The 25893-nt window shown below is 56.2% G+C and carries 12 protein-coding genes and 1 tRNA gene; 8 read left to right on the top strand and 5 right to left on the bottom strand.

What is annotated here, in order from left to right; translation table 11 throughout:
• Positions 1-366: 366 nt before the first annotated feature.
• Positions 367-1014, bottom strand: coding sequence for a hypothetical protein (locus tag AB1L30_RS08775; protein ID WP_367013042.1), 648 nt, complete (start codon positions 1012-1014; stop codon positions 367-369).
• Positions 1015-1151: 137 nt separating this feature from the next.
• On the opposite strand from AB1L30_RS08775, the gene mfd reads away from it, so the two are divergent.
• The 5 genes from mfd to AB1L30_RS08800 all read left to right on the top strand — a co-directional run bounded on the left by mfd (position 1152) and on the right by AB1L30_RS08800 (position 14200).
• Entirely contained in the window at positions 1152-4394 is a 3243-nt protein-coding gene (mfd, locus tag AB1L30_RS08780; RefSeq protein ID WP_367013043.1) for a transcription-repair coupling factor, read from the top strand.
• 95 nt (positions 4395-4489) lie between these two features.
• Positions 4490-5971 carry a peptidyl-prolyl cis-trans isomerase gene (locus AB1L30_RS08785; protein ID WP_367013045.1) on the top strand — a complete coding sequence of 494 codons (1482 nt, stop codon included), beginning with the start codon at positions 4490-4492 and terminating at the stop codon, positions 5969-5971.
• A 370-nt stretch (positions 5972-6341) separates the two neighbouring features.
• The gene (locus AB1L30_RS08790) at positions 6342-7628 is read left to right on the top strand and encodes a citrate synthase (RefSeq protein ID WP_367013046.1); all 1287 of its coding nucleotides are present in this window, start codon (positions 6342-6344) and stop codon (positions 7626-7628) included.
• A 278-nt stretch (positions 7629-7906) separates the two neighbouring features.
• Positions 7907-8935 (top strand): WD40 repeat domain-containing protein, encoded by a 1029-nt coding sequence (locus tag AB1L30_RS08795; RefSeq protein WP_367013047.1) that lies wholly within the window; start codon positions 7907-7909, stop codon positions 8933-8935.
• Between the two features lie 51 nt (positions 8936-8986).
• Complete coding sequence (locus AB1L30_RS08800) at positions 8987-14200, top strand: SdrD B-like domain-containing protein (RefSeq protein WP_367013048.1); 5214 nt, start codon at positions 8987-8989, stop codon at positions 14198-14200.
• Positions 14201-14216: 16 nt separating this feature from the next.
• On the opposite strand, the gene AB1L30_RS08805 is transcribed toward AB1L30_RS08800, so the two are convergent.
• Both AB1L30_RS08805 and AB1L30_RS08810 read right to left on the bottom strand, forming a co-directional pair.
• Positions 14217-17723, bottom strand: a complete 3507-nt coding sequence (locus AB1L30_RS08805; RefSeq protein WP_367013049.1) for a PVC-type heme-binding CxxCH protein — start codon at positions 17721-17723, stop codon at positions 14217-14219.
• Positions 17724-17938: 215 nt separating this feature from the next.
• Positions 17939-18766: a DUF4339 domain-containing protein gene (locus AB1L30_RS08810; RefSeq protein WP_367013050.1), complete on the bottom strand. Its 828-nt coding sequence runs from the start codon at positions 18764-18766 to the stop codon at positions 17939-17941.
• Positions 18767-19066: 300 nt separating this feature from the next.
• Here AB1L30_RS08810 and AB1L30_RS08815 point away from each other — a divergent pair, with 300 nt between their 5' ends.
• Positions 19067-20353 (top strand): PQQ-binding-like beta-propeller repeat protein, encoded by a 1287-nt coding sequence (locus AB1L30_RS08815; RefSeq protein ID WP_367013052.1) that lies wholly within the window; start codon positions 19067-19069, stop codon positions 20351-20353.
• 196 nt (positions 20354-20549) lie between these two features.
• Positions 20550-23036 carry a c-type cytochrome gene (locus AB1L30_RS08820; protein ID WP_367013053.1) on the top strand — a complete coding sequence of 829 codons (2487 nt, stop codon included), beginning with the start codon at positions 20550-20552 and terminating at the stop codon, positions 23034-23036.
• 76 nt (positions 23037-23112) lie between these two features.
• Here AB1L30_RS08820 and AB1L30_RS08825 read toward each other — a convergent pair.
• Together AB1L30_RS08825 and AB1L30_RS08830 are read right to left on the bottom strand one after the other, a co-directional pair.
• Positions 23113-23197, bottom strand: a tRNA-Leu gene (locus AB1L30_RS08825).
• Between the two features lie 141 nt (positions 23198-23338).
• The gene (locus tag AB1L30_RS08830) at positions 23339-23779 is read right to left on the bottom strand and encodes a BLUF domain-containing protein (protein WP_367013054.1); all 441 of its coding nucleotides are present in this window, start codon (positions 23777-23779) and stop codon (positions 23339-23341) included.
• Positions 23780-24192: 413 nt separating this feature from the next.
• Between AB1L30_RS08830 and AB1L30_RS08835 the strand changes: the two genes are divergently transcribed.
• Positions 24193-25782, top strand: coding sequence for a hypothetical protein (locus AB1L30_RS08835; RefSeq protein WP_367013055.1), 1590 nt, complete (start codon positions 24193-24195; stop codon positions 25780-25782).
• Positions 25783-25893: the final 111 nt, after the last annotated feature.

Genomic DNA, 25893 nt, shown 5'->3' on the forward strand with positions numbered 1-25893 from the left:
TAATAACCATATAACTCTATGAAATTGCATCGTTTATGCCGCAACGAAGTCTTGTCTGGCTCAAGGTCAAAAACCTCAAACCCGGCATCGCTTCGTCACGCAAAATGCCATCTACCAACCAAATTGTCAAAGATCGTTTTCACTTCCTTAAGAAAGTGATTTACTCCCTGCTGAGGTGTTTCCCTCAACTGGAAGGACGCAATGTATCACCGGCTGCCAGGGGTTGTCAAACGGGGGTGACGAGAATTTGACCACCAAAAGTCGAAATGAACTGTAAGCCCTTACACCACAACATGTTATAATTTTGGAAATTAACCGCGAAAGTTTGCCAGGGAGGGACTATTGGTAGGCGTTTGGCATGGGAGTTCACTCGGAGGCGAGCAAATACGGGTCGGCGAATTCGAACTTTGCGTCGGCCGTGGTCACACTTAGGCCCATAACGCCGACTTTGACATCCTTTGTCAGCCCAATTCGGCGGTCGAGAACCTTCTTCCAGGCCTGATTGTCGTAGCTGGCAGACACGGCAATACGTTCTCCGCGGCGTTCGACGCGTAGCCAGATCGGCTTATCCTCCAGGGGATAGGCTCCTCCACCCACCAATTCGCCTCCCTCGTACTGCTCGCAAGCGAGAAACAGAGCTCCGCTGTCCCCATTGGCTGATCGTGTCCAACGGAACAGGTTCTCTTCGTCCTGCCAGACCAATATGCCAGCAGCTATATAGGATTTCGCACCTTCCACGCCGCTTTTCGGCTTGGGCCGGGCAAAGTCCTTCACTTGGACCTCATAGAGAAAGTCCCCATTTACCTCATTCCAGACACGGGGAGCGTGGGTCGAACCTAGCTTCGGGTTCATATCGTGCATTCCACCAGGCACGGTGATCGAGATTCCCTTCTCCAGGAAGTCGACCGGGCAATTCCCCACCGGATCGACATGAATGCCCCAGCCAGGGACCTCTTCTGTAAGGGCAACCGACGGAATCAACGAGAGCAACAAGCAAAGCAGGGAAAGTCTCACTAGCACGATCCTTCAGCAATGAGGTGGGAGGCTTCTGAGAAGAACGATGAGCTTGCCGAGGCTTTCTCGGACAAATTGCCCTGCCTCGGCTTGGCCCGATTCTACCATTCCCCCTAGAATTCACGACTAAATAAAACATGAGCGTTGCTATATCCCACCAGGCGGCGGCGATGCTCAAAAGCCTGCCGCAAAGTTTCGAGCAAAACGAATCGTTCCAGAAAGTCCTGGAAGCCTTAAAGCAAGGCGAGGACGCAACCCTGGAAGGAATCTGGGGATCGGCGTGCGCGCTGGCGGCATCTTCGTTCCAGCGAAACGTCTCTCCTCACGTTGTATTGGTGACTCCGCACCTTGGCGACATCGAAAAACTGGAAGGAGCCCTGTCCCTTTTCAGCGATGCCGATGTCGCTTCGTTCCCTGCGTGGGAATCATCCCCGGAAGAACGTCGTCTGCACGACGAAATCTATGCGGCTCGCCTGCGGATATTGAAGCACCTGGTTTATGGCAAATGCCCGAGCCTGTTGGTGACTTCGATCGAAAGCTTGATTCAACCGGTTCCTGGCAAAGACAACATCCTGGCCAATAGTCGGCGACTGGTGGTCGGGGAGCAACTGGAACCAGAGGAACTCGGGAAATGGCTACTCGTTCATCAGTACCATTCGACCAGTGCGGTCGAACTGCCTGGCGAGTTCTCGCTGCGCGGTGGGATCGTCGACATCTTTGCCCCAGACTGGAATGGCCCGGTCCGGATCGAATTGTTCGGCGACGAAATCGAATCGATCCGCGAGATCGATGTGCAATCGCAGCGAAGTGTCGAGTCTCTCAAACAGATCGACATCACGGCTCTGAAGCATTCGAGAGATCACCAGGGAAGCTTCATCGAGTACCTGCCGGACGATGCGGTCTTCATGCTGATTGAACCGGAGCAGATGAAGCAAACCGCCGGCGATTATCTCCGCCGGGTAGATGACGTGCGTGATTCGTTCGAATTTGCCGAAACGGTGGCTCGGCTCGATCGATTCCGCAAAGTTTCGGTCGCTGGGATCGCGAGTGGCTCGTTCAACGTCACGGCTAATATCAACTTCGAATCGGTCGAGCAGTTCAGTGGCGACGTCGATCGCGTTCGCGGCGAACTGGATGTCGTCAGCCAAAGCCTGGACGTCGTCATCGTTTGCCAGACCGAAGCCGAGATCGAACGACTGCACGAAATTCTGGATGCCACCCAGGTCGCCAAGACCGGTCGATTGCACTATGTGCTGGGAGAACTGCAGCAAGGTTTTCGCTTCCGCGATGGCAACCTGGTGCTGGTTAGCGGAAACGAAATCTTCCATCGTCCTTCGATTCATCGCACCAAGACGCGTCGCCTGGGGAAGGTGATCGACAGCTTCCTCGATTTGAAAAAGGGAGACCTGGTCGTTCACCTGGGGCATGGTATCGGACGATACCGTGGCCTACGGCTGATTGAAAAGCAAGGCAACGCGGAAGAGCATCTCGTTCTGGAATTTCAGGGCGAAACAAAGATTTTTGTGCCTGCGTCGAAGATCGACCTGGTGCAGAAATATGTCGGCGGCAGTAAGACGCGGCCGCCACTGGCCAAGATTGGCGGCGTTGTCTGGAAGAAGCAGAAGGAGAACGTCGAGAAGGCGGTCAAGGATCTGGCGGCCGACTTATTGCAAGTTCAAGCGGAACGCCAAAGCCGACCTGGGATCGCGTTCGCCGCTGATACCCGCTGGCAATACGAGTTCGACGCTTCGTTTCCGTACCAGGAAACGGACGACCAGATGTTGGCGATCGAAGCGATCAAACAAGACATGACGCAGCCCCGTCCGATGGATCGCCTGCTTTGTGGCGACGTTGGTTTCGGCAAGACAGAAGTCGCCATGCGGGCCGCCTTCAAAGCGGTCGACAATGGTTACCAGGTCGCTGTGCTTGTTCCGACGACGATTCTGGCCGAGCAACACTACAAGAGTTTCCGCGAACGGATGGCCGAGTTTCCGTTCACGATCGCTCGATTGAGCCGCTTCGGCACAGCGAAGGAACAACGTGAAGTCGTCAAAGGCCTGAAGGAAGGAACCGTTGACGTCGTCATCGGGACGCATCGACTCGCCTCGCAAGATGTGACCTTTCAGAATCTGGGGGTCGTCATCATCGACGAGGAACAGCGGTTTGGCGTCGAGGTGAAAGAACGCCTCAAACAACTGCGAACCACGATCGATGTGTTAACTATGACCGCCACGCCGATTCCCCGTACTCTGCATATGTCGCTGGTAGGCGTGCGTGACATCAGCAATCTCGAGACTCCACCGAAAGACCGGGTCGCGGTCGAGACAAAGGTTTCTCGCTGGAACGACGAGCTGATTCGCCATGCCATTCTTCGAGAACTGAATCGCGGCGGACAGATCTATTTCGTCCATAACCGCGTGCAAGACATTGAACTGGTCGCCGCCAAACTGCAGCGGATTGCTCCGGAAGCCAAAATCGGCATCGGACATGGCCAGATGGCGGAAGGGGCCCTCGAACAAGTCATGGTCGACTTCATCGATGGCAAGTTCGACTTGTTGTTGGCGACGACGATCATTGAGAGCGGGCTCGATATCCCCAATGCGAATACGATCTTCGTCGACGAGGCCGACCGATATGGCCTGGCGGATCTGCATCAGCTACGAGGACGCGTCGGACGATCGCACCATCGCGGCTACTGTTATATGTTGCTCGAGGCGGGCAAACATTTGACGCCAATTGCCAGCAAACGACTCCACGCGATTGAAGAGTTCAGTCATATGGGGGCAGGCTTCGCGATCTCGATGCGCGACCTCGAAATCCGCGGTGCAGGGAACATTCTCGGGACGCAGCAAAGTGGGCACATCGCCACGGTTGGTTACGAACTTTACTGCCAACTACTGGAAAGTGCCGTCCGCAGACTGCAGAAGCTACCACCCAAGATGTCGATCGATGTCGACATTGATTTGCCGATCGAGGCGTATCTTCCCGACGACTACATCGGCGATATGCGACAGAAGATCGACCTCTATCGCCGGATGACGCGAATCGCTTCGGACCACGATCTCGAGCAGATCCGCGAAGAACTTCGCGACCGCTTTGGGCCCCCACCTGAGGAAGTTGACGAACTTTTACGGGTAGTCGCGCTGAAATTAGATGCAGCCTTCTGGCAGGTATCGGCGATCTATACCGAAGAGGAACTCGATCAAACCTTTCTCGTCTTCGTATATACCAATGCCTCTCGGATTCAGCAGCTAGCACGCTTGCGGGGGAAAAAGTTCCGCGTCGTGGATGACGCGAAAGCCTATATTCCCTTGCCCAATGCCAGCATGGATGGATCAGAATTATTGGATTTTGCCAGACTGATGTTGCGTGCGAACTAGGTGCATTCCTATACTCCGCCCGCAAAATTCTCGCGCGAAAGCGGCAGGAAGCCGCAACCAGATGGGTGCTCCTTATGGATGGGAAGTCAAGCAACGTGATTTCAGCTGCTTACGAGACTGGCAAATGCCTTGGCCGCCGCGTCGTTCTGACGGGCGTCTGCCTCGGTACGTGCTTCCTTTCGCCCGCTCCGGCGTGGGCACAATTTGGTTGGTTGAATCCGTGGAAGGGTGACTCGGCTCAAACAGCCGAACAACCACCGGCGGATCCCTTTGCCCAGCGCCGCGCCGCGTCGGAACCTCAGTTCCGCACGGCTGCCCGTCAGATGCCAGCCACCAGTCCAACTTCCACCGGTGGTACCACCGCGGTGATTTCGGACTCGCCTGCGACGATGCCCAACTATGGAGCTCCGGTTCCTTATCCCACCACGCACGCCGCCGCAGTCAACTATGCCGCTCCGGCAGGTTACCCATCGACTGGCAACGCGGCCAACTATTACTCGGTTCCACCGCAAGGTAATTACGCTCCGCCGATGGCTCAAACCCAGCAGGCGGTCCCTCAGGTTGCCAACCTTCCGCAGCAGCAGCCACCGATGGCGGCGGCCAAAGGAAACGATCTGTTCAAGCCAGCTCGAATTGTCGCAATCGTCAATGGCGAGCCCATTTTAGCTGGCGACGTGCTGGGGCCGGTCAATCAAATGATCGACGAAAAGATGGCCTCGCTCACCCCTGAGCAGCGTGCCGCGGTTTCGGAAGAAGAGATCGACCAATTCAAAGAACAGGCCCTCAAGCAAATGTTGCCAGGGCTGATTGATATTAAGGTGGTCTATCTCGACTTCATGCGGTCGGTCCCATCCGACCGTAAAGAAGAGATGCAGCAGATGCTCGAAAAGAACTACGACGAGTACCAGCTCGAGACCGACCTGAAGAATGCCGAGGTCACCACGCAGGCCGAACTCGACATGAAACTTCGCGAAATGGGCGGATCGTTGGCGAAAAAGAAACGCCAGTTCGTCGAAAAACTGGTCGCCCAGCAACAGATTCAACGGAAGATCAAAAAGGACGAAGAGGTCACCCACCAGCAGATGCTCGACTTCTACGAAGAGCATAGCGACGAATACCAAGTGTCCGCGAAGGCTAAGTGGGAACAATTGATGGTGAAGTTCTCCGAGTTCCCTAACCGCCAGGCGGCCTGGGAAGCGACCGCCGAGATGGGGAACCAGGTTCTGCGAGGCGCCCCGCTCGATGCCGTGGCCAAACGCCACTCGCAGGGGATCAAAGCTGCCAACGGCGGTCAGTACGACTGGACCACCAAGGGTAGCTTGAAGAACGAAACCGTCGACCAGGCGATCTTCAGCCTGCCGATTGGCCAACTCAGCCCGATTATTGAGTCGGCTGAGGGATTCCATATCGTCCGCGTTGTCGACCGGAAGGAATCGGGAATGGTTCCCTTTACCGAAGCCCAGGTCGGCATCAAAGAGAAGATCCAGAACGGTCGGCGTCAGGCCGAAATGGAGACTTACTTGAAGGACGTGAAGTCCAAAGCTCAGGTTTGGACCATCTTCGACGAGAAGAAGTAATGCTCTCAGCCGCCTCCCTGTGGGGTATCTACGGCTGATAGACTTATCACAATTGGGAAATCCTCTGAAAATTACCCGGATTTCCCAGGCGTTCATCTAGGGCCTGGTTGGTGCTTTTCACCAAGAAATAGTCTCGCCCTTCGGAAGAACCAGGATAAGCAGAGCTAATGCGCTACGATTGTTTCATGACCGCCTATTTTGTTGGGTCGAACAATCGAGTAAAGTAGCGATCAAAAGAACCTGACCAGAGTTTGTTTCCGCGCCTCCTATTGGCCGCATTGCCCTTCTTGCGATGCCTTCATCGTTGCGGAAAAATGCTAGTCTGAAAGCATCTGGGAAAACTGCGCACGCCCCCTGTGAGGAAGTCTGCATGTCCGACACTGCCAAGCTTATCGTCGATGGTAAAGAGATTGACCTACCCGTAGTCGTGGGTACCGAAGATGAAAAGGCGGTCGACATCTCGAAGTTGCGTGGCGATACCAGCTTCATCACCCTCGACGAAGGGTATGTGAACACTGGTTCGACCACCAGTGCGATCACCTACCTCGACGGCGAAGCAGGGATCCTGCGATACCGCGGTTATCCAATCGAAGAACTCGCCGCCAACTGCGACTTCGTCGAAGTCATGTACTTGTTGATCTACGGCGAGCTGCCGACCGAAGAAGAGCTGACCAACTTCCGTAATTCGATCCGTCGCCACACGATGCTGCATGAAGACATGCGATCGTTCTACGACGGCTTCCCACGCGACGCTCACCCGATGGCAATTTTGTCCAGCGTGGTCAGTGCCCTGTCGACGTTCTACCAGGATTCGCTCGACCCACACGACCCGCAACAGGTGGAAGTTTCGATTCACCGCCTGTTGGCCAAGTTGCCGACGATCGCCGCTTACAGCTACAAGAAGTCCTTCGGCCAGCCATTCATCTACCCGCAAAACGACCTGTCGTACTGCGAGAACTTCCTGCAGATGATGTTCGCAGTCCCAAGCGAACCGTTCCACGTCGACCCCGATTTTGTTGACGCGTTGAACCTGCTGCTGATTGTGCATGCCGACCACGAACAGAACTGCAGCACCTCGACCGTCCGGATGGTCGGTTCGGCCGATGCCAACCTATTCGCTTCGATCTCGGCGGGGATCAGTGCCCTATGGGGCCCACTGCACGGCGGTGCCAACGAAGCGGTCGTTAACATGCTGGAAGAGATCATCGACAACGGCGGCGACGTCGACAAATACGTCGAGCTGGCGAAAGACAAGAAGAGCAAGGTCCGCCTGATGGGCTTTGGTCACCGTGTTTATAAGAACTTCGATCCTCGAGCGACGATCATCAAGAAGGCCTGCGATCGCCTGCTGGATAAGCTCGATATCAAGGATCCGCTGTTCGACGTGGCCCAGAAGCTCGAGCAAGCTGCTCTCAACGACGAATACTTCGTCGAACGGAAGCTCTACCCGAACGTGGACTTCTACTCGGGCGTTATCTATCGAGCGATCGGCATTCCAGTTCAGATGTTCACCGTCCTGTTTGCGATGGGACGCCTGCCTGGCTGGATCGCTCATTGGAAAGAAATGCACGGCTCGAAAACCAAGCGAATCTGTCGCCCACGTCAGATCTACACCGGCGAGCAGAAGCGAGAATTCGTACCAATCGAAAAGCGATAGCATCGCTGGCGACGAATTACGACCAACCATCAAGGACACCTTCGGGTGTCCTTTTTTCGTAGATCTTCTCAGGTTCGGCAAACTTGAACCGAGCTGGTGACTTCCCCACTATGCCAGCAGCGCATGCGGTCGCGCATCCGGAAAAGTTTACCTATTCCAGCAAACTTTCGGCGATCGCCTGAGGAAGTCCTTCCTGTTGTGTCGATAAATACCCTCGTACGCCTTGGAACTACGGATAGTCCGGGGCATCGGTTCAGCGAGGGAGACGCAACATCACGATGTATAAGCACATTCTCGGTGCCACGGCTGCGGTCGCCACTCTGGTCGTTCCGTCGATTACCCTTGCCCAGGCTCCTCCGGTTCGTTTGTCACACGCACTCACGTTGAAGCCTGCGGTTGATCGGCTTCATCCTCCGGTCGTGTCCCAAGTCGCCATCCACCCGGCTGAAAAGTTGATGGCAGTCGCAGGCGACGACCACTACGTCCGGATCATGGAAATCTCGACCGGTCGCGTCCTATTCACGCTGAAAGACCATACCGATTGGGTTCGTGCCGCTGTCTTCTCGCCCGATGGCAAGACGCTGGCCACTGCCGGTAACGATCAGCAACTGCTGCTGTGGGATGTCCAAGAGAACATTCAACTCCGAAGCACCGGCGAATTTCCGTCGGTCGTCACGGCACTCGACTTCAACCACGATGGCTCGCGTTTGGCCGTGGCAGGCTTCGCCGACGTGATTGCCATCCACAATCCAACCACCGGCGATGTCCTTCATAAGCTGAAGGCTGCCAGTGAAGACCAGCGAACCGTCTGCTTTTCGCCCGATGGCTCGAAGGTCGCAGCCGCCGGACGCAACGGCGTAATCCGCATCTGGAACACCAACAGCGGCGAGCGAGTTCGTGATATCCGCGCTCATGCCGACCGTATCCATGGCCTGGTTTTCTCGGCCGATGGTTCCAAAGTCATCTCGGGCGGTGAAGACCGCACCCTAAAGATTCATGATGCCGCTTCCGGGCATCAATTGGCATCGATCTCGACAGGAGATGCCAAGACGTTTTCCGTTTCGCTCGCCAACGACGACACCGTCGCCACTGGTGGAAGCGATAACGAGGTTCGCATGTGGAGCCTGACGTCGTATCAGGAAGTTGATCACGTGGCAGGCCATGAAGGCACTGTCGCAACGCTCGATGTCCATGGGCAAACGATGATCTCAAGCGGGTTCGATACTACGATCCGCGTTTGGGACTTGGGCACCGCGCAAAAATCCCCCCCCGTGTTAACGGTCCCGGTCAGCCGTTTCTCGAAATAATTTGGTCACCAATTTCGCATGGATGCGAAAGGAAGGCACAGGAGTCGCCTGATGGGTTTCCACTATAAAGATGCATTGCAACGTTTCCGTAGCTTTTTCAGCGGCGGAAAGAACGCAGCTTTCAATCGTCCAGTTCGTTCGCGCGGCATCGAGGCTCTCGAAGCACGACGCGTCATGGACGCCGATCCCATCCAACTGGGTGCGATCTATCACGAAGAAGACGGCGCTGGTGGTGACGAACATGGTGATACGTTCATCGTGACGTTCGAAGGCGGTGCGGAAGGCACCCAACTGACTCGCTTGATCATCGATGGCGATCAGATCCAGAACTTCGGCAACATCCCAGGCCTGAGCGCTGGTGACGTGATCTTCGACACGTCCGAAGGTAGCCTCGGTGCCGATGCCTTCTTCCCGTTTCAGCTGATCTCGGCCAATGGTATCGATTCGGTCGTCGCAACCGTTTCGGACGACGGCTTGAGGTTGATCATCGACTTCGTTGGCTTCGATGCTGGTGAAGAACTTCGCTTCTCGATCGACGTCGATGAAATCATCATTTACGATCCGAACAATCCAGCCGAAACGCTGATCGACCCGATTGCTTCGGGTGCCGAATTCCACGGAACGCTGCTGACGGGTGAATTCTCGGCTCCGCACTACAAAGATGCGACCGTCAACACCAAGTTCATCGACGCCTACGATCCGAAGTTGATTGCCTCGGGCTTGGACCTGCCAGCCGACAACTCGACCGGTCACCGCGACCGAACCGACGGTGCCTTTGGCAGCATCCTGCAAGATCCGCTGCCAATCTCGATCAGTGGTACCGTCTATCACGATCCAAACCTCAGCCTGACTCAAGATCCTGGCGAAGTTGGGATCGCTGGCGTTTCTCTGACGCTGTGGAAGAAAGAAAATGGCGTCTTCGTGAACACCGGTCACACGGTGGTTACCGACGCCAATGGCAATTACTTGTTTGGTACCGACCTCGGTCTCGATCCAGGCACCTACCAGGTTCGTGAAACGCAGCCAACCGGTTACTTCAGTGTGGGTGCCGTTCCAGGTAGCGTCGATGGCTCGTCCAGCGGTTCTATCGTCAACGGCGATCCCGACATCCTGACCGAAATCGAAATCCCACTCGGTGGAACCGCTGCGGTCGATTACGACTTCGCGGAAGCCACGCCAGCGATGATCGATGGTTATGTCTACCACGACCGCGACAACGACGGCGTCAAGGAAGCAGGCGAAGAAGGTATCGCTGGCGTCCAGATCCGCGTGCAAGGGGTCGACGTGCTGGGCAATCCGCAGTCGTTCCTGGTTACCACCGATGCCAACGGCTATTACAAAGTCACCAACATGCCACCAGGCGTGTACGAAGTGATCGAAGTCGTTCAGCCACCAACCTATCAGGATGGTTTGGATACGGCCGGTACCGTCAACGGTGTTACGACCGGTAACGCCACGAACCCTGGCGACCGCATCAGCGCGATCACGCTGAAGGGTGGCCAGTCGGGTGTGAACTACAACTTCGGTGAAATCCGTCCGGCTGAAATCAGCGGCCACGTTCACCTGACCGATCCAGAAGGCAACTGCTACGGCGAAGGGATCGACACGACGCCAATCGAAGGTGCCGTGATCAATCTGTACGATGCCAATGGCAACCTGGTCGCCACGACCACGACCGATGCCGACGGCAACTACTACTTCGGCAACCTGATGCCAGGCGTCTATACCATCGAAGAAATCACCCCACCAGGGCTGATCGATGGTGGCGACCACGTTGGTACCATCAACGGCATCAATGTCGGCAACCTCGACGGCAACGACCGAATCGCGAACATCGAACTGCTCTCAGGCGACTCGGGGCAGAGCTATGACTTCTGCGAACACCTGCCAGCCACGCTGTCGGGTTTTGTCTATCACGACCGCAACAACAACGGCATCCGCGAAGCTGGTGAAGAAGGCATCGAGGGTGTGCTGGTTCAGTTGTTCGACGAGAACGGCATCCAAGCTGGCCTGGCGATTACCGATGCCAACGGTTTCTACCAGTTCACCGACCTGGTGAAGGGGCAGTACCGCATCGCGGAAATCCAACCGTTTGAATACATCGATGGTCTCGACACGGCCGGTACCATCTTGGGCACGACCGTCGGTACCGCCATTAACCCTGGCGACGAACTCACCCTGATCGACGTCAAATGGGGTGACGAAGGTATCGAGTATAACTTCGGCGAAATCAAGCATGGTTCGTTGAGCGGGTACGTTTACCACGACCAGAACATCAATGGCACCAAAGATAGTGGCGACGAAGGCATCGGCGGCGTGACCGTCACGCTGGTCAATACCGACACCAACGAAACCTTCATCACCACCACCGATGAAAACGGGTTCTACGAGTTCCTGAACCTGGCACCAGGCAACTATCGTGTGATCGAAACCCATCCGATCGCTTACCAGGATGGTCTCGATTCGGCTGGTACCATCAACGGTTCGATCCGTGGTGTGGCCGTGAATCCTGGTGACGAGATCAACGGCATCACGATCGGATCCGACGAACACGGTATCAACTACAACTTCGGCGAATACCTCTACGCGTCAATCTCGGGTAGCGTCTACCTGACCGACGAAGATGGTAACTGCGATCACGAATCGGAAACGTCGCGTCCGCTCGAAGGGGTGACCATTCATCTGTACGATGCCAATGGCAACCTGCTTAAGACCACCACCACCAACGCCAACGGCGACTACTTCTTCGGCGAACTGCTGCCAGGCAGCTACACAATCGTTGAAGTCACGCCTCCAGGTCTGATCGATGGCGGCGACTCGATCGGTACGATCGAGGGTATCACCGTCGGCCAGTTCAACGGCAACGACCGCATCGAATCGATCGTCCTGATGGCCGGTCAAAACGGTGTCGAATACGACTTCTGCGAAAGCGAACCTGCCGACCTGTCGGGTTACGTTTATCACGACCGTAATAACAACGGCATCCGCGAAGCAGGCGAAGAAGGGATCGCCGGTACGACGGTTCGCTTGTTCGACGAGAACGGCAACCTGGTCGATACGCTTGTAACCGACTCGAACGGTTACTATCACTTCACGGGCTTGACCAAGGGCATCTATCGCATTGTCGAAACGCAGCCAACCGGCTACCTCGACGGTCTGGATGCTGCCGGTACGGTCAATGGAACCACGAAGGGTTCGGCCACGAATCCTGGCGATGTGATCCACACGATCGAACTGAAGTTCGGGCAATCCGGTATCGAGTACGACTTCGGCGAAGTCCTTCCGACCTCGATCGGTGGTTTCGTCCATGTCGACCCAGATCAGGACTGTATCTTCGATGCGGATGAAGATCCGATCGCCGGCGTGCTGATCAGCCTGTTGGACGCCAACGGGAACGTGATCGCCACGACTACGACCGACGCCAACGGCCATTACCAGTTCAACGGCTTGCCACCTGGTACCTACACGGTCGTCGAATCTCAGCCGAGTGGCTACTTCCAGGGTGGTCAGATCGATCACAATGGCCTGGCCGATGCTTCGGTGACCGATCGCATCTCGAACATCGTGACCCACTCGGGCGAGCACCTGGACGAGCACAACTTCTGCGAACTGCCTCCGGCGGCTCTCTCCGGTTATGTGTTCCAGGATGGCGATGTCATCAGCAGTGCCTCAGGCGAAGTGCCGGACAACATCGGCTCGCTCCGTGATGGTCAGCGAACCGCTGACGATACGCCGTTGGCAGGTGTCGTGCTCGAACTCCGAGATGGCTTTTCCGGTCTGCCGATCTATGGCAACAGTGACCTGGTGCTGCAAGGCATCTACGGCAACGGTCCCATCCGAGTTGTGACCGATGCCAACGGTTTCTACAAGTTCGAGGGACTGAAGACTGGCTTCTACGCGGTTTATCAGATCCATCCAGATGGCTACATCGACAGCATCGATTCCGTCGGTACCACGGGCGGTCTGGCCGTGAACCCAGGCACCACCGGTGCCGAAGTCTCGTCGCTGTCGGTCGATCCCGGCCACGACGCGATCATTCGCATCTTTGTGGTGGGTGGTACCGAGTCGCAGGAAAACAACTTCAGCGAAATCCGCGTGGTGCCGTTCATTCCGCCACCGGAAATTCCACCAGGAACGCCTCCGGTTACTCCACCGATCGTGGCCATTCCTCCAACCACACCCGACTTGATTCCACCGGCAGAGCTGCTGAACTTGCCGCTGCTGATCCAGCCTTACGGTGGCTCGGCGGTTGGTTACACGTGGCACCTCAGCATCGTCGATGCGGGTAGCCCACGCGGTAAAGAACCCGTTGCGACTTCGGAATCGTTCTGGCTGACTTCGGCCAGCGGCGAGATCAATCCGTGGAACTTCGAGAACCTCGGCCAGGCTCGCTGGACCTTGATGACCGAAGGAAACGACGGTGAAGAATCCGAATTGCTGCAACGTTTGTTCGGCTCGAAGGATGCGATTCCAGTTGCAGGCGACTTCAACGGCGACGGCGTGACGGAACTGGGCGTTTTCATCGATGGCCACTGGTTCATCGATCTCAACGGCAATGGTCGCTGGGACGAAGAAGACATGTACGCCAAGCTCGGCTACGACGGCGACCAGCCCGTCGTGGGTGACTGGGATGGCGACGGCAAAGACGACATTGGTATCTATGGTCAGGCATGGCCCAACGATCCGCGGGCCGTCAAAGAAGATCCAGGTCTGCCAGACGTTGCCAACAAGTTGGTTTCGATCGAGAAGCCCAAGAACCTTCCGCCTCGCGAAGAACATGCCCCACTGGGTACCCGCGTCATGAAGGTCGCCCAGCATGGCAAGTTCCGCCAAGACCTGATCGACCACACCTTCCACTTCGGTGTCGGTGGCGATCATGGGCTGGTTGGCGACTGGAACGGTGACGGCATCAGCACGATCGCTGTCTTCCGTGGGGGCATGTGGCACATCGATTCCGATGGTGACGGCCGCTGGAACCCAGAAGTCGATCAGATCTTCGCTTACGGCCAAGAAGGCGACATTCCAGTTGTAGGTGACTGGAATGCCGACGGCATCGACGAAATCGGTGTCTACCGTGGCGGCCAGTGGATTCTGGACGACAACGGCAACCACGAAATGGATCCGACCGACAAGGTCTTCCAGCTCGGCGATTGGGAAGACATTCCAACCGTTGGCGACTGGGACGGCGATGGCACGGATGATCCAGGCGTCTTCCATGCCAATCGCGAAGGTTCGGTTACCGTTGCGACCCGCAAGGCAAGCTAACCGAAGCCGACTAAACCTACTGCCGGATTACATTCGCTTCCGGCGGTAGGCTACCAGCAAACCACGAGAACCCCTGTTCGCCGCGAAAATGAACGCTGCGAACAGGGGTTTTCTCGTTCGAACTGAACACCTTCACTCGCAAGGCTTCGATCGAGACACTCACCGCCCCAGGCCAGCCCCAAACATAGCGGCCGCTGTCATACCAGCCGCCGACACCTCGCTCGAGCGTCTGCCAGTTGCCATCGATTTGAACTTCGACTGCCCAAGCGGTCTCTGGCTGCGGCTGATTAGGATACACGCCTGAGAGCGTGATGAAATTCACCTCTACGGGCTTCTCCCAAGTTGCGGTCCATGTGACTGCCTCGTCTTCCGTCAACACGCCCAGGTCGGCACCACCGCCGACGCCGGCCTCGTGCCACTGCGAATTGCGAACGAACTTGTTCTGCCCTGGCACAAAGATCATGTCACGAGCATTACCCCGGTTGCCGGCGTCGAACTGAGCGATGTTCGTGGCTACCTCGGCATCGACAAACAGATTGCGAGCCGTCGCTGGCAGAACGATCTTGGCTGGATCGATCGTGCCGGCGCCTGCGATCAATTCGGCAGCCGGATCGCCGGGTGACTTCGTCAGCGATAGATAGGCGAACAGGTCGACGATCTCTTGCGGCGAAAGCTGTTTCTCGATTCCTTCCGGCATCAGCGAAGTATCCGAGACCTTCATCTCGTCAACGTCGTCGCGGGCGATCGTCTCTTGTTTGCCACCTTGCATCTTCAAGACGACGCGTGCTGGACTATCTTCGACCAACAAGCCTGACAACACGCGGCCCTCGACGGTCAGTACGGTGACGGCCTGGTAATCTTTACCAATGACAAGGCTCGGATCGAACACGTTCGAGAGAAGCTGCTCCAGGGTTCCTCGGCCATTGACGGTGATCTCTGGCCCGACTTCCTGGCCTTCGCCATGCAGCTTATGGCACTGGCCACACAGCTTGTTGTAGACCTCGACGCCGCGATGAGGGTTACCTTCAGCGGACGTGACCAGGCGACGCATCTGGGCCACGACGAAGGTTCGCGAAGGATCGCGGCCGGTGCTGATCTTGCCGTAGATCGCGGCGATCTGTTTTCCGATCGAGTCGGTCGAACTACTGGCCAATCTCTGGAGTTGGTTGACCGAGAGCAGGTCCTTGCTGCGTTGGCCGCCTTCGATCTGCGATAACAACTGCGACGTCCATTGCGGTCGCTGCAAGAGCACTTCGATCACCTTCGGGCGATTTGCCATCGAGAACTGATCGAGCCGGGAAAGTAGCAACTGGCCTACTTCATCCGAGGTCGATTTGCCCAACGTTTGAATGACCTGCCCTACTTCGGCCTCGTTCACCGACGGTTGTTTAAGATAAGTCGTTACCAATTCGATCGCCTCGGGATGGCCGGCCGAAAGCATCGCATCGAGAGCGGCGACACGCTGCGGGGTCGCGGACTTCGCCGCGGCAAAGACGCCTGGAACGATCTTCCTCGCGTCAGCATCGTGCCAGGCCAATGCGAGATTCGCGGCATGGTAATAGCCTGGATGATCTGGCCCGGCCTTCATGATCGACGAAAGCGATTCCGCCAGGTCGTTCTTCAGTTGAGCCAATCGCTCGCCGGTTAGTTCTCGTGAGCGAGCTTGATCTGAAATCCGAGCGAGGCAGGACGCGAGCTGAGTCTGTTGACCTGGCTGCGAAACCAACAATTGAACAAGCCTGGTGACATGCTCGACCGAAAGCCCTGGCGTCCCGAGAATTCGATCGGCGGCCCGTGGCAGCAGCGACAACGCCGTCGGGCTGGTAGAGTAAGGCGGGGCACTCATCAGCGTCAGGTACTGGGGCGTTTCCTTTTCAAGCTGAGGATGCAAGTTCTGCCAGACGATGTGTGGAATCAATTTGTCGTCGGGAGAGTTCTGCAGAACCTCGAGCAGCGTCTCGACGGTCGGCAAGTAATCGACCTGGGGTGCCAAGATCGCCACTTGCAAGCGAACGTCGGCACTCGGATCGTGGGACAACTCGCGGATCTTCGCAGACACGTCGGCATTGGCGGAAGGCACAGTCCCTTGATATCGAACCGCCCAGCGGCGAAGCTGCTCGTTGTCGTTATCCAACAGCTTCAGCGAGAATGTGTCTTCGATCTGTCGTGCACCGATCAATGACCATAGAGCATGGAGCCGGGTCTTTTGCGAGACGGTCGCATCGAGCACCACTGCTTCCAGCTTCGGCCGAGCCGATTCGCTCGCTCGTTCAGAAAGGACTTGTTGAGCCAGCTCTCGGAAGAACAAGTTCGGAGAACCTAGCCGCGCGATTAACTGGTCGTCCGACTCCTGGGTCAGGTCATAAGGTTTTGCTCGGGGAGTTTGCTGGTAGCGAACCCGATAGAGCCGTCCTTTCAACCGATCGACATCCGCCGGGCGAGCCAATGCGTCCTGATAACAGTGGTAGCGATCGTACCAATCCAGCACGTACAAGCAGCCATCGGGTCCCGTCTTCTGATCGACTGGCATGTGCCACACATCGTTGGCGGTCATGAAGTCGGGACGAGGCTTGGCGAAGTACGTCGAGCCATCTCGCTGCAGCACGTCGACGTTGACGCAGCCACCATGAATGTTGCCCATATACAAGCAGTTGCGATACTGCTCGGGATAGGCATCGCTATCGAAATACTCGATCCCGCAATAAGCCGCCATCTGGTGCTTATGCTTCACGATCGAACCAATCTTCCAGGTATGCGGAGGATACGGCCCACCTTGTCGGTGATAGTAGCCAGTCTCGGTGAGGTGCCACAAATGATCGATCACGCAGGCACTCACGAAGGCTTCACCATTCGGATCAAAAGCGATCCCCCAAGGATTGCTCGTCCCTTCACAGAAGAGCTCGAATTCACGAGTCCGTGGATCGATGCGGAACAGTGCGCAGGTGAAAACAAAGTCTTTCCCGCGATGCTTCACGTGGCTGTGATTGAAGACGCCGTTTAGCCCATACAAGTAACCGTCCGGCCCCCAGGTCAACGAGTTCGGCAGCTCGTGGGTGTCAGTTCGACCAAAGCCGGTCACCACGACTTCCGTCTTGTCTGCCTTCAGATCGCCATCGGTGTCTTGCAGAAAGAGGATATCCGGAGCATTGGCCACCCAAACGCCTCCATAACCAACCGCGATGCCCGAAGGAATGTTCAGCCCCTCGGCAAAGATCGTTACCTTGTCGATCTTGCCATCCTGATTGGTATCTTCCAGCACCTTGATACGGTCGCGGCCGGGACCAGGCTCGAAACGAGGATATTCCAGGCTTTCAGTCACCCAGATGCGTCCCTTCTCGTCGAAGGTCATCGCCACTGGATTCACCAGATCGGGTTCGGCCGCCACGACCTCGACGGAGAAGCCCTCCGGGACGGACATCTTGGCAATGGCTTCTTCAGGCGAAAGGGGCGGACCAGGCACGCCTGCTTGCCGGCGAGGCACAAAGGGTTGATCGCTTTCAGCCGCGAAAGATGGCAAGGCCATAGAAGTCGCCAGAAGCAACGCAGCGACAGATCCGCGCAGGGAAGGACAGGGCAGGGGCATGGACCAGCTTTCCGAGGAGGGGCAGAGGGGGGTGTCAGGAAAGTTTCTAGGCCTAATGTAAAAACTTGCCGGACCGAATCCAAACAGTTCCCTGGCAATTGTAAAATCACTGGGGTTCGTGCAGAAATCGCTACAACCCGACGGCAGTGTGATATCTACGCGAGGTAAGCCGCCGCGATCACCACGCCCAGCACAATCCAGATACCCAGTTGCTGGTCGGATGGCCCGTAGAAGAGAGCGACGCCGAGGCCGAGCAGCGTCAGAGTTGTTCCTAAGAGCGAAGCAATCTTGCGGAACATCTGCACCGATTGTTTTTCCGATGCAACGCGTTTCTCTTCCGCTCGCAGAGGTCCCCATTCTTCTTTTTCGAGTTGCTCTCGTTCGGTCGCGAACAGCACCTTCGATGTCTTCAAGACTTCGACCGCTTCCTGAAGACTCTTTTTATCTTCGGCGGTAACGTAATTGGGGGCACTTAACTCGGTCACTTTATCTTGCAGCGGTCGCAGTTCCGATTGTTCGCGCTGCTCGAACTCTTGTTCTGAAATGCTTCGTTCCGCTGCCAGACCTTCCACGCGGGCTTGATCAATTTGATCGCAACCGCGGGTGAACACGACGCAGAGCAGTCCCAGCAAGATTCCTGACTTGGCGATCTGCATCAGCAGCGTGGTATCGTTTTCGACTTCAGGCGTTTCAACCACCGGCGGTTTCATCGGTGTGGGCTGCAATTGGGTGGAACTGGACGAACTGCCCGAGAAGCTCGAGTCGCTCGACCTTCCCAATCGAGAGCGAAACAGACCATCGATCGTGCGTGCTGGGACCCAATCGGTATAGCCGGTGCACCAGACGAGTGTTTCGCCTTTGATCACACCTTCTTCGGCCAGCTGCCAGAACTTGGTGGCAGAAACGGGACCGACATGGGCATCGTCGACGGCGTAATACCATCGCAATTCAGATTGAGTCGAACTGGACGAGGGCGAAGGCATGCGGGCCGATCCATTCCTACGACAAAGGGGCACAACGAGGGGTTCGGTCACCATTCCTGAACGATAAAACGAGCCCATTTTCTGGAGCCTGGCCCGTTAAATTCGCGTGGGGAAGCTGTCGTCACTGTGGATAAGTGAATATAACGATTAGTTGCAAGGGAATTTACGGCGGTCTAAACTTTCGCCGGATACGGTTCCCCTTGGCAGATAAGACGCCTCTATTCTATCCAACGGCGAACCTGCCTTCCATTGTCGCCTGACAAACTTGAGTCCTCCCCCTTATTGCATCAAGGAATTTGCATGAATACCCGGCATTGCGCGATTGCCATCCTTTTACTTGGTTTTGCCGTTCCTGGTTTCGCTGCAGAAACCGCGAAGGATTGGCCTCAGTGGCGTGGTCCCGATCGTGACGGCAAATCGTCGGCGACCGGCCTGATCTCGAACTGGGAAGATCAGCAGCCTAAGTTGCTGTGGATGGGTGAAGGTCTGGGAGCCGGCTACGCCAGTGTGTCGATCGTTGGTGAAGACCTCTACACCACGGGCAACTTCGACGATGGGCAAGCCGTTGTCGCCTTCGATTTGAACTCGAAGAAGGTGGCCTGGAAGAAGATTCTGACTGACAAAGTTCCTCGTCATGGCTACGAAGGCTCGCGCTGCACGCCGACCGTCGATGGTGACGACTTGTACGTGGTCATGTCGGAAGGAACCGTGGCTCGTTTGAACCGCAAGTCGGGTGACGTCGTCTGGAAGCGTAATCTGCAGGAAGAATACGGTGCCTCGCTGCCGACCTGGGGCTTTGCCGAATCGCCACTGATCGACGGCGATCGCCTAATATGTGGTGCTGGTTCGTCGAAGGCTTTGCTGGTTTGCCTCGATAAGAAGACCGGCAAAGAGATCTGGGTGACCCCACGCGGCGAAGCCGAACTGGGCGACCAGGGCAAAGACGAAGCAGGCTATTCGTCGACGCTGGTCTGTAACGCAGCCGGTCGTAAGCAATACGTCAAACTGATCGGCCGCGGCTTGATCGGTGTTGACGCGAACACTGGCGAACTGCTGTGGTCGTACAACGCGGTTGCCAACGGCACGGCGAACATCCCCGATCCAATCATCGACGGCGATTACATCTTCGCTTCGACCGGCTATCAGACCGGAGCAGGCCTGGTTCATATCCAGAACAAGGGTGGCAAGATTGTCGCAGAAGAGGTTTACTTCCTCGACTCGAAGACCTTCCAGAACCACCATGGTGGGATGGTGAAGGTTGGCGACTACATCTACGCCGGCACCAAGCATAACGCTGGTTTTCCGATCTGTGTCGAAATGAAGACGGGCAAAGTGCAGTGGGGTGGCGACTTCCGTCCCGAAGGTAAGGGCTCGGCCGCGATTCTGTTCGCCGATGGCAACATTATCTATCGCTACCAATCGGGCATTCTAGCTTTGGTGGAAGCCAATCCGAAGGAATACGTCCTGAAAGGCACACTTACCCCGGAATACCAGGAACGGGAAAGCTGGGCCCACCCGGTCATCGTTGACGGCAAACTCTACCTGCGAGAGCAGGATAAGTTGATGTGCTACGACTTGCGTCGATAAGTGCCCCCTTATTGACTAAAAAGTTCAAGGCCCTGGAGTTTTTCCAGGGCCTTTTTTTGTGGCAAATTCACTTGCGCCGTGATTTGCGGGAGTTGAACGGCCTAAAGTGCTAAGGTTATCCTAGAACAGGTTGCGAAAACCTACTCAAAACACTTTTCTCGAAACCATCCAAGCCTACCTCGCGAGAATCCTCCTGATGACAATGAAAACGGTGTGGTGCTGCCTTAGCACCTTGGTAGTTGCGTTTTGCCTTACCAATCTCAGCCAGGCAAAAGAACCGACTGCGACCGATCCTTCTCACTTCAAAGTTGCCGACGGCTTTCAGGTGGAACTGCTCTACTCGGTTCCTAAAGACAAAGAGGGTTCGTGGGTCAGCATGTGTGTTGGCCCAGATGGCAACCTGATCGTGTGCGATCAATACGGCAAGCTATATAACGTCGCCGTGCCCGATGCTGGTCAAAAGGGAGAAGTCACGGTTACGCCGATCGATGTTCAGATTGGTGGGGCCCAAGGTTTGACCTGGGCGTTCGACAGCTTGTACGTGGTGGTCAACAGCGGACAGTTCCCCAGCGGACTTCATCGCGTGACCGATAGCGATGGCGATGGCAAGCTCGACAAAGTGACGCAGCTTCGCAAGCTGAGTGGTGGTGGCGAACATGGCCCGCACGCCGTGATGCTGCATCCTGATGGCGAACACCTGGTGATCGTCTGTGGTAACCAGACCAACGTGACCGAATTCGCTTCGTCGCGGGTTCCTCAAGTTTGGGACGAAGACTTGGTACTGCCACGTATTTACGGTCGTGGCTTCATGCGAGAAAAGATGGCCCCCGGCGGCTACATCGCCAAGATCGATCCAGAAGGCAAAGAGTGGGAACTGCTCGCCGTTGGTTTCCGCAATGAATACGACGCCGCCTTCAATCGTGACGGCGAATTGTTCACCTACGACGCCGACATGGAATGGGACTTGAATACCCCTTGGTATCGCCCAACCCGTATCTGCCACGCTGTGAGCGGTGCCGAGTTCGGCTGGCGTAACGGCTCCGGCAAGTGGCCAGCCTACTACGAAGACAGCACCCCAGGCCTGGTCGACATCGGCCCTGGTTCGCCGACTGGTGTTGCCTTTGGATATGGCACCGATTTCCCACAGAAGTACCAAGACGCTCTGTACGCTTGCGACTGGAGCTACGGCAAGCTGTATGCCGTGCACCTCGAAGCGGACGGTGCGACCTACAAAGGGACGCCTGAAGAGTTCATCACCGGCACCCCGCTGCCGTTGACCGACATCGTCGTTCGCCCGAAGGATAAGGCTCTGTACTTCACCGTCGGTGGTCGTAAGACCCAGTCGGGTCTGTATCGCGTAACCTACGTCGGCGAAAAGACCGAGGACGCAGCTCCTGCAGGGTTGAACGATGCCATGAAACTGCGTCGTCAGCTCGAGGAATACCACGTCTCGAAAGATCCTGCCGGGATCGATCTGGCGCTGGCCAACCTGGGCAACGAAGATCGCTTCATCCGTCAGGCGGCTCGCATCGCCCTGGAACATCAAGACCCGGCCAAGTGGCAAGACAAGGCGATCGCGCTGGATAACACCTGTGCCGTGATCGATACGGCCATTGCTCTGGCCCGCGTTGGTGACGACTCGCTGCGTGGCCAGTTGCTCGACAAGCTCGATACGATCGATTATGCCTCAGCCACCAAACAGCAGAAGCTCGGTCTGCTGCGGGCTTATGGCCTGGTTTTGATGCGAATGGGTGATGATGCCGAAGTGCGTGATCGCTACCTGAAGAAGCTGGAACCGCTGCTGCCGGCCGATTCGCCAGAAGAAAACCGCATGCTGGCCGAACTGCTGGTTCGTCTGCAATCGCCAGTTGCCGCTCCACGCCTGGTGGAACTGCTCGAAGCCGCTCCTACCCAGGAACAGCAGATCGAGTTGGCTAAGAGCCTTCGCCTGCTGAAGGCTGGCTGGAACGACGAACTTCAGGAACGCTACTTCCGTTGGTTCCACAAGGCTGCCAACTACCGTGGCGGTGCCAGCTTTGACCTGTTCGTTCAGGACATTAAGAAGGAAGCTGTCGAGAACCTCTCGCCGGAACGTAAGGCGGCCTTGGCTTCGATCCTCGATCACAAGCCAGATTCCAGCATGCCAACCGTTAGCGGAAAGCCTCGCACCTTGGTAAAGAAGTGGACCGTGGAAGATCTGGCAACCGTTGTCGATCCAGCCACGTTGAAGGGTCGCAACTTCGACAAGGGTCAGCAGTTGTTCGCCGAAGCGAACTGCTTTGCCTGCCACCGATTTGCCGAGCAGGGTGGTGCGATCGGTCCTGACCTGACCGCACTGGCCGGCCGTTTCAGCCCACGTGACATCCTGGAATCGACGATCCTGCCCAGCAAGCAGGTCAGCGATCAGTACCAGGCCATCAAGGTGCTGACCGAAGATGGTCGCGTGGTGATTGGCCGTATCGTGAACCTGAACGGCGACAACATGCAGATCAACACCAACATGCTTGATCCAAACGCCATCACGCACGTAAATCGCAATCAGGTCGACGAAATCATGCCTTCGGAAACGTCGATGATGCCGGAAGGGCTGCTCGATAACTTCACCGAAGAAGAAATCAAAGACCTGATGGCTTACCTGCTTTCGCGAGGCGATCGCACCAACGCGATGTTCTCGGAGAACTAAGCCAGCTGGGCAAGCTCGCCCAGTTCAGCGCATGAAAAAACCACGATGGAATCACCATCGTGGTTTTTTTATTGAGTGCCGAAGAGAGGACTTGAACCTCCACGGGGTTAACCCCCACTAGGACCTGAACCTAGCGCGTCTGCCAATTCCGCCACTTCGGCCTAAGCTGTGTGCTGGAAAGAACTATTTATGCCTCGCAGACCCCATTTGATCAAGGACCCCAGCGACCAAATTTTGTTCTTGATTCCAATATTCGCCAGAAAAACCGCTGCAAGCTGCCCTCAGCAAACCCTAAGGGAAAATCAAGCCGCTTTCAGGTGTGCCTGGCGAGCCGCAATGTTCGCTGCCAGGGCCCGAATCAGGGCCACGATGTTCTCTCGGCCGTATAGCTTCGAGTCCATATGAAACAGCGAATGTTCCAATACATGCTCCAAATCGACACGCCGGAGGTCGCTTCGGTTCAGGTACTGCATGCTCCAATCGGGAAATACCCGCTGGTCAGATTCGCCCAGCATAACCTTGTTGATCACATCGTGGTGGGGGTCTTTTTCGATCGAATCCATCAGTTCGAGAACGGCCTGTCGCTCCCCTTCCAGATACTGAAAAAAGACGCCATGGTCGTAGCAGAGATACCCGGTGATCCCGAGCGCGGCGTTTTTAACCGCAGCTTCCCTTGCTAATCCATCCAGGTCGAGCTTTCCTGCATCGACGGTGCTGTAACTTGCATACGCTAGTGCGAACACTCGAGAATACCTTTCTGGTTTTCGGCGAATGGTATCCATCGCCGAATGGTCCCCTGTGCTCATCTTCACGACGGCCCCAGGCAATTGCAAGCAATTTCGTAGGCACTCAGGGGCAGATGGTGTCCACGAAAATCCTGGAGGTCCTAACGAACACGCGAATCGAAGAATGCGATTTGGCGACTTCCAACGACTTGGTGGCCCACTGGTTGGACAAAGGAAGGCGAAACTAGCGAAGTCGTTTCGTTTGGTTGCGCGCCCGCTCGATCAGCCGAACATTTTATTCTCTGGCCAAAGTCTGGGGAAACCCGTTATCATAAAACTCACTGATCAAAACTCCCTTCCCCACTGATCCCACCACCTGACATGCATTCGACAGAATCGTGTCGGTTCCCTTCCATCCAAGCAGCTATCCCATGTCTCGTTCTCCCACGCGCTGGACGATGATCCTGGCCTCGCTTCTATTGGCGTGGCTCATCCATACCGTCCTCTCCGCTCAGACAATCGATCCTCCCACGTCGGCTCCCTTCGGTATTCAGGTCATCGACGAACAAACCGGGCGCGGCGTTCCCCTGGTCGAACTAACGACTACCAACGAGATCCGCCTGATCACTGACAACGCCGGCTGGGTCGCCTTCGACGAACCTGGGCTGATGGACCAACGGGTCTATTTCTCCGTGAAATCACACGGCTACTCCGTTCCTGCCGATGGTTTCGGAAACCGGGGACAGGCCTTCAATGTCCGACCGGGCGAAACTGGAATCATCAAGATTCAGCGGCAAAACCTGGCGGAGCGACTCTATCGCATCACTGGTCAGGGGCAATTCCATCACAGCGTGAAGCTTGGCAAACCGGTTCCCTGGGAGCACGCCAACCTCAACGGCGAAGTGATGGGCCAAGACTCCACCCAGGCGATCCAACTTGGGGATCGCATCTTGTGGACCTGGGGTGATACGACTCGTCCCTCTTATCCCCTGGGCAACTTTGCCACCTCAGGCGCCTGGTCCAAGCTACCAAGCAAGGGTGGAATGGATCCATCGATTGGAATTGATCAACAATACCTGGTCGACCAGGATGGATTCAGCAAACCGATGTTTGTGAATGATATCCCCGGCACCGTGATCTGGATGCATGGCATCTGCACCGTTGCCGCCCCTAACGGGCAAACGAAGATCCTCACGCACTATTCAATTCGCGAAGGCCTCGGCAAAGAACGCCGGGCAGGGATCGCGATGTTCAACGAGTCGACCGAGCAGTTCGATCAGGTCACTCGCTTCGAAGAACCGGCCCGACTCTACCCGTGCGGACAATCATTCCACCACATCGACGATGGCCAGGAATACATCTACTTCGCCACGCCCTACCCGCTGATCCGTGTCGCGGCTCGCTGGGACGCGGTCCTCGATCCGACGCAGTATGAAGCTTGGACCTGCCTCGAACCAGGTTCCGACCTCGACCTGAGGAACCCGGCACTGACTCGCGACGCGAATGGCAAGCTGCATTATGCCTGGCGAAAGAATACCGACCTGGTTGGTACCGAGCAGCAGCGACAACTGATCGAGCTAGGCAAGATCAAGCCAGAAGAAGCCTGGATTCAAACGGTCGATTACCAAACTGGCCGGAACATCGTATTACATCGGGGCTCGGTTCGCTGGAACAATTACCTCGACTGTTGGGTGATGATCGCGAATGAAATCTATGGCGAGTCGTCGAACCTCGGTGAGGTTTACTTCCTGACCTCCAATACGTTGCCAGGGCAGTGGTCGAAGGCTGTGAAGATCGTCACGCACGACCATTACACCTTCTATAACCCGGTTCAGCACGATTTCCTCGACCAGGATGGTGGACGAATGATTTTCTTTGATGGCACCTACACTCAACAATTTTCTTCAACAAAATCGCCTACCCCCCGCTACGACTACAACACCATGATGTATGGCTTAGATTTGTCCCAAATAACCACCATTTCAGGTGCGATCACCCCATCCTTTCAGGGATCGAAATAAGTTCCTTGGCGAGCTTCCTGAGACCTGTTTCTGTTCGCGATCCTGCTATCTAAGGCCGCTTATCTCCCTAAGCACGCGGGTTTACGCGATCTCGGCGCACCTTAGCTTGCC

Origin of the sequence: Bremerella sp. JC817 (assembly GCF_040718835.1) — a bacterium.
Taxonomy (GTDB): Bacteria; Planctomycetota; Planctomycetia; order Pirellulales; family Pirellulaceae; genus Bremerella.

Excerpts from the sequence above, each read along its gene's own strand:
- mfd (WP_367013043.1), top strand. The coding sequence starts at position 1,152 with ATGAGCGTTGCTATATCCCACCAGGCGGCGGCGATGCTCAAAAGCCTG.
- AB1L30_RS08790 (WP_367013046.1), top strand. The coding sequence starts at position 6,342 with ATGTCCGACACTGCCAAGCTTATCGTCGATGGTAAAGAGATTGACCTA.
- AB1L30_RS08795 (WP_367013047.1), top strand. The coding sequence starts at position 7,907 with ATGTATAAGCACATTCTCGGTGCCACGGCTGCGGTCGCCACTCTGGTC.
- AB1L30_RS08800 (WP_367013048.1), top strand. The coding sequence starts at position 8,987 with ATGGGTTTCCACTATAAAGATGCATTGCAACGTTTCCGTAGCTTTTTC.
- AB1L30_RS08805 (WP_367013049.1), bottom strand. The coding sequence starts at position 17,723 with ATGGCCTTGCCATCTTTCGCGGCTGAAAGCGATCAACCCTTTGTGCCT.
- AB1L30_RS08810 (WP_367013050.1), bottom strand. The coding sequence starts at position 18,766 with ATGCCTTCGCCCTCGTCCAGTTCGACTCAATCTGAATTGCGATGGTAT.
- AB1L30_RS08815 (WP_367013052.1), top strand. The coding sequence starts at position 19,067 with ATGAATACCCGGCATTGCGCGATTGCCATCCTTTTACTTGGTTTTGCC.
- AB1L30_RS08820 (WP_367013053.1), top strand. The coding sequence starts at position 20,550 with ATGACAATGAAAACGGTGTGGTGCTGCCTTAGCACCTTGGTAGTTGCG.
- AB1L30_RS08835 (WP_367013055.1), top strand. The coding sequence starts at position 24,193 with ATGTCTCGTTCTCCCACGCGCTGGACGATGATCCTGGCCTCGCTTCTA.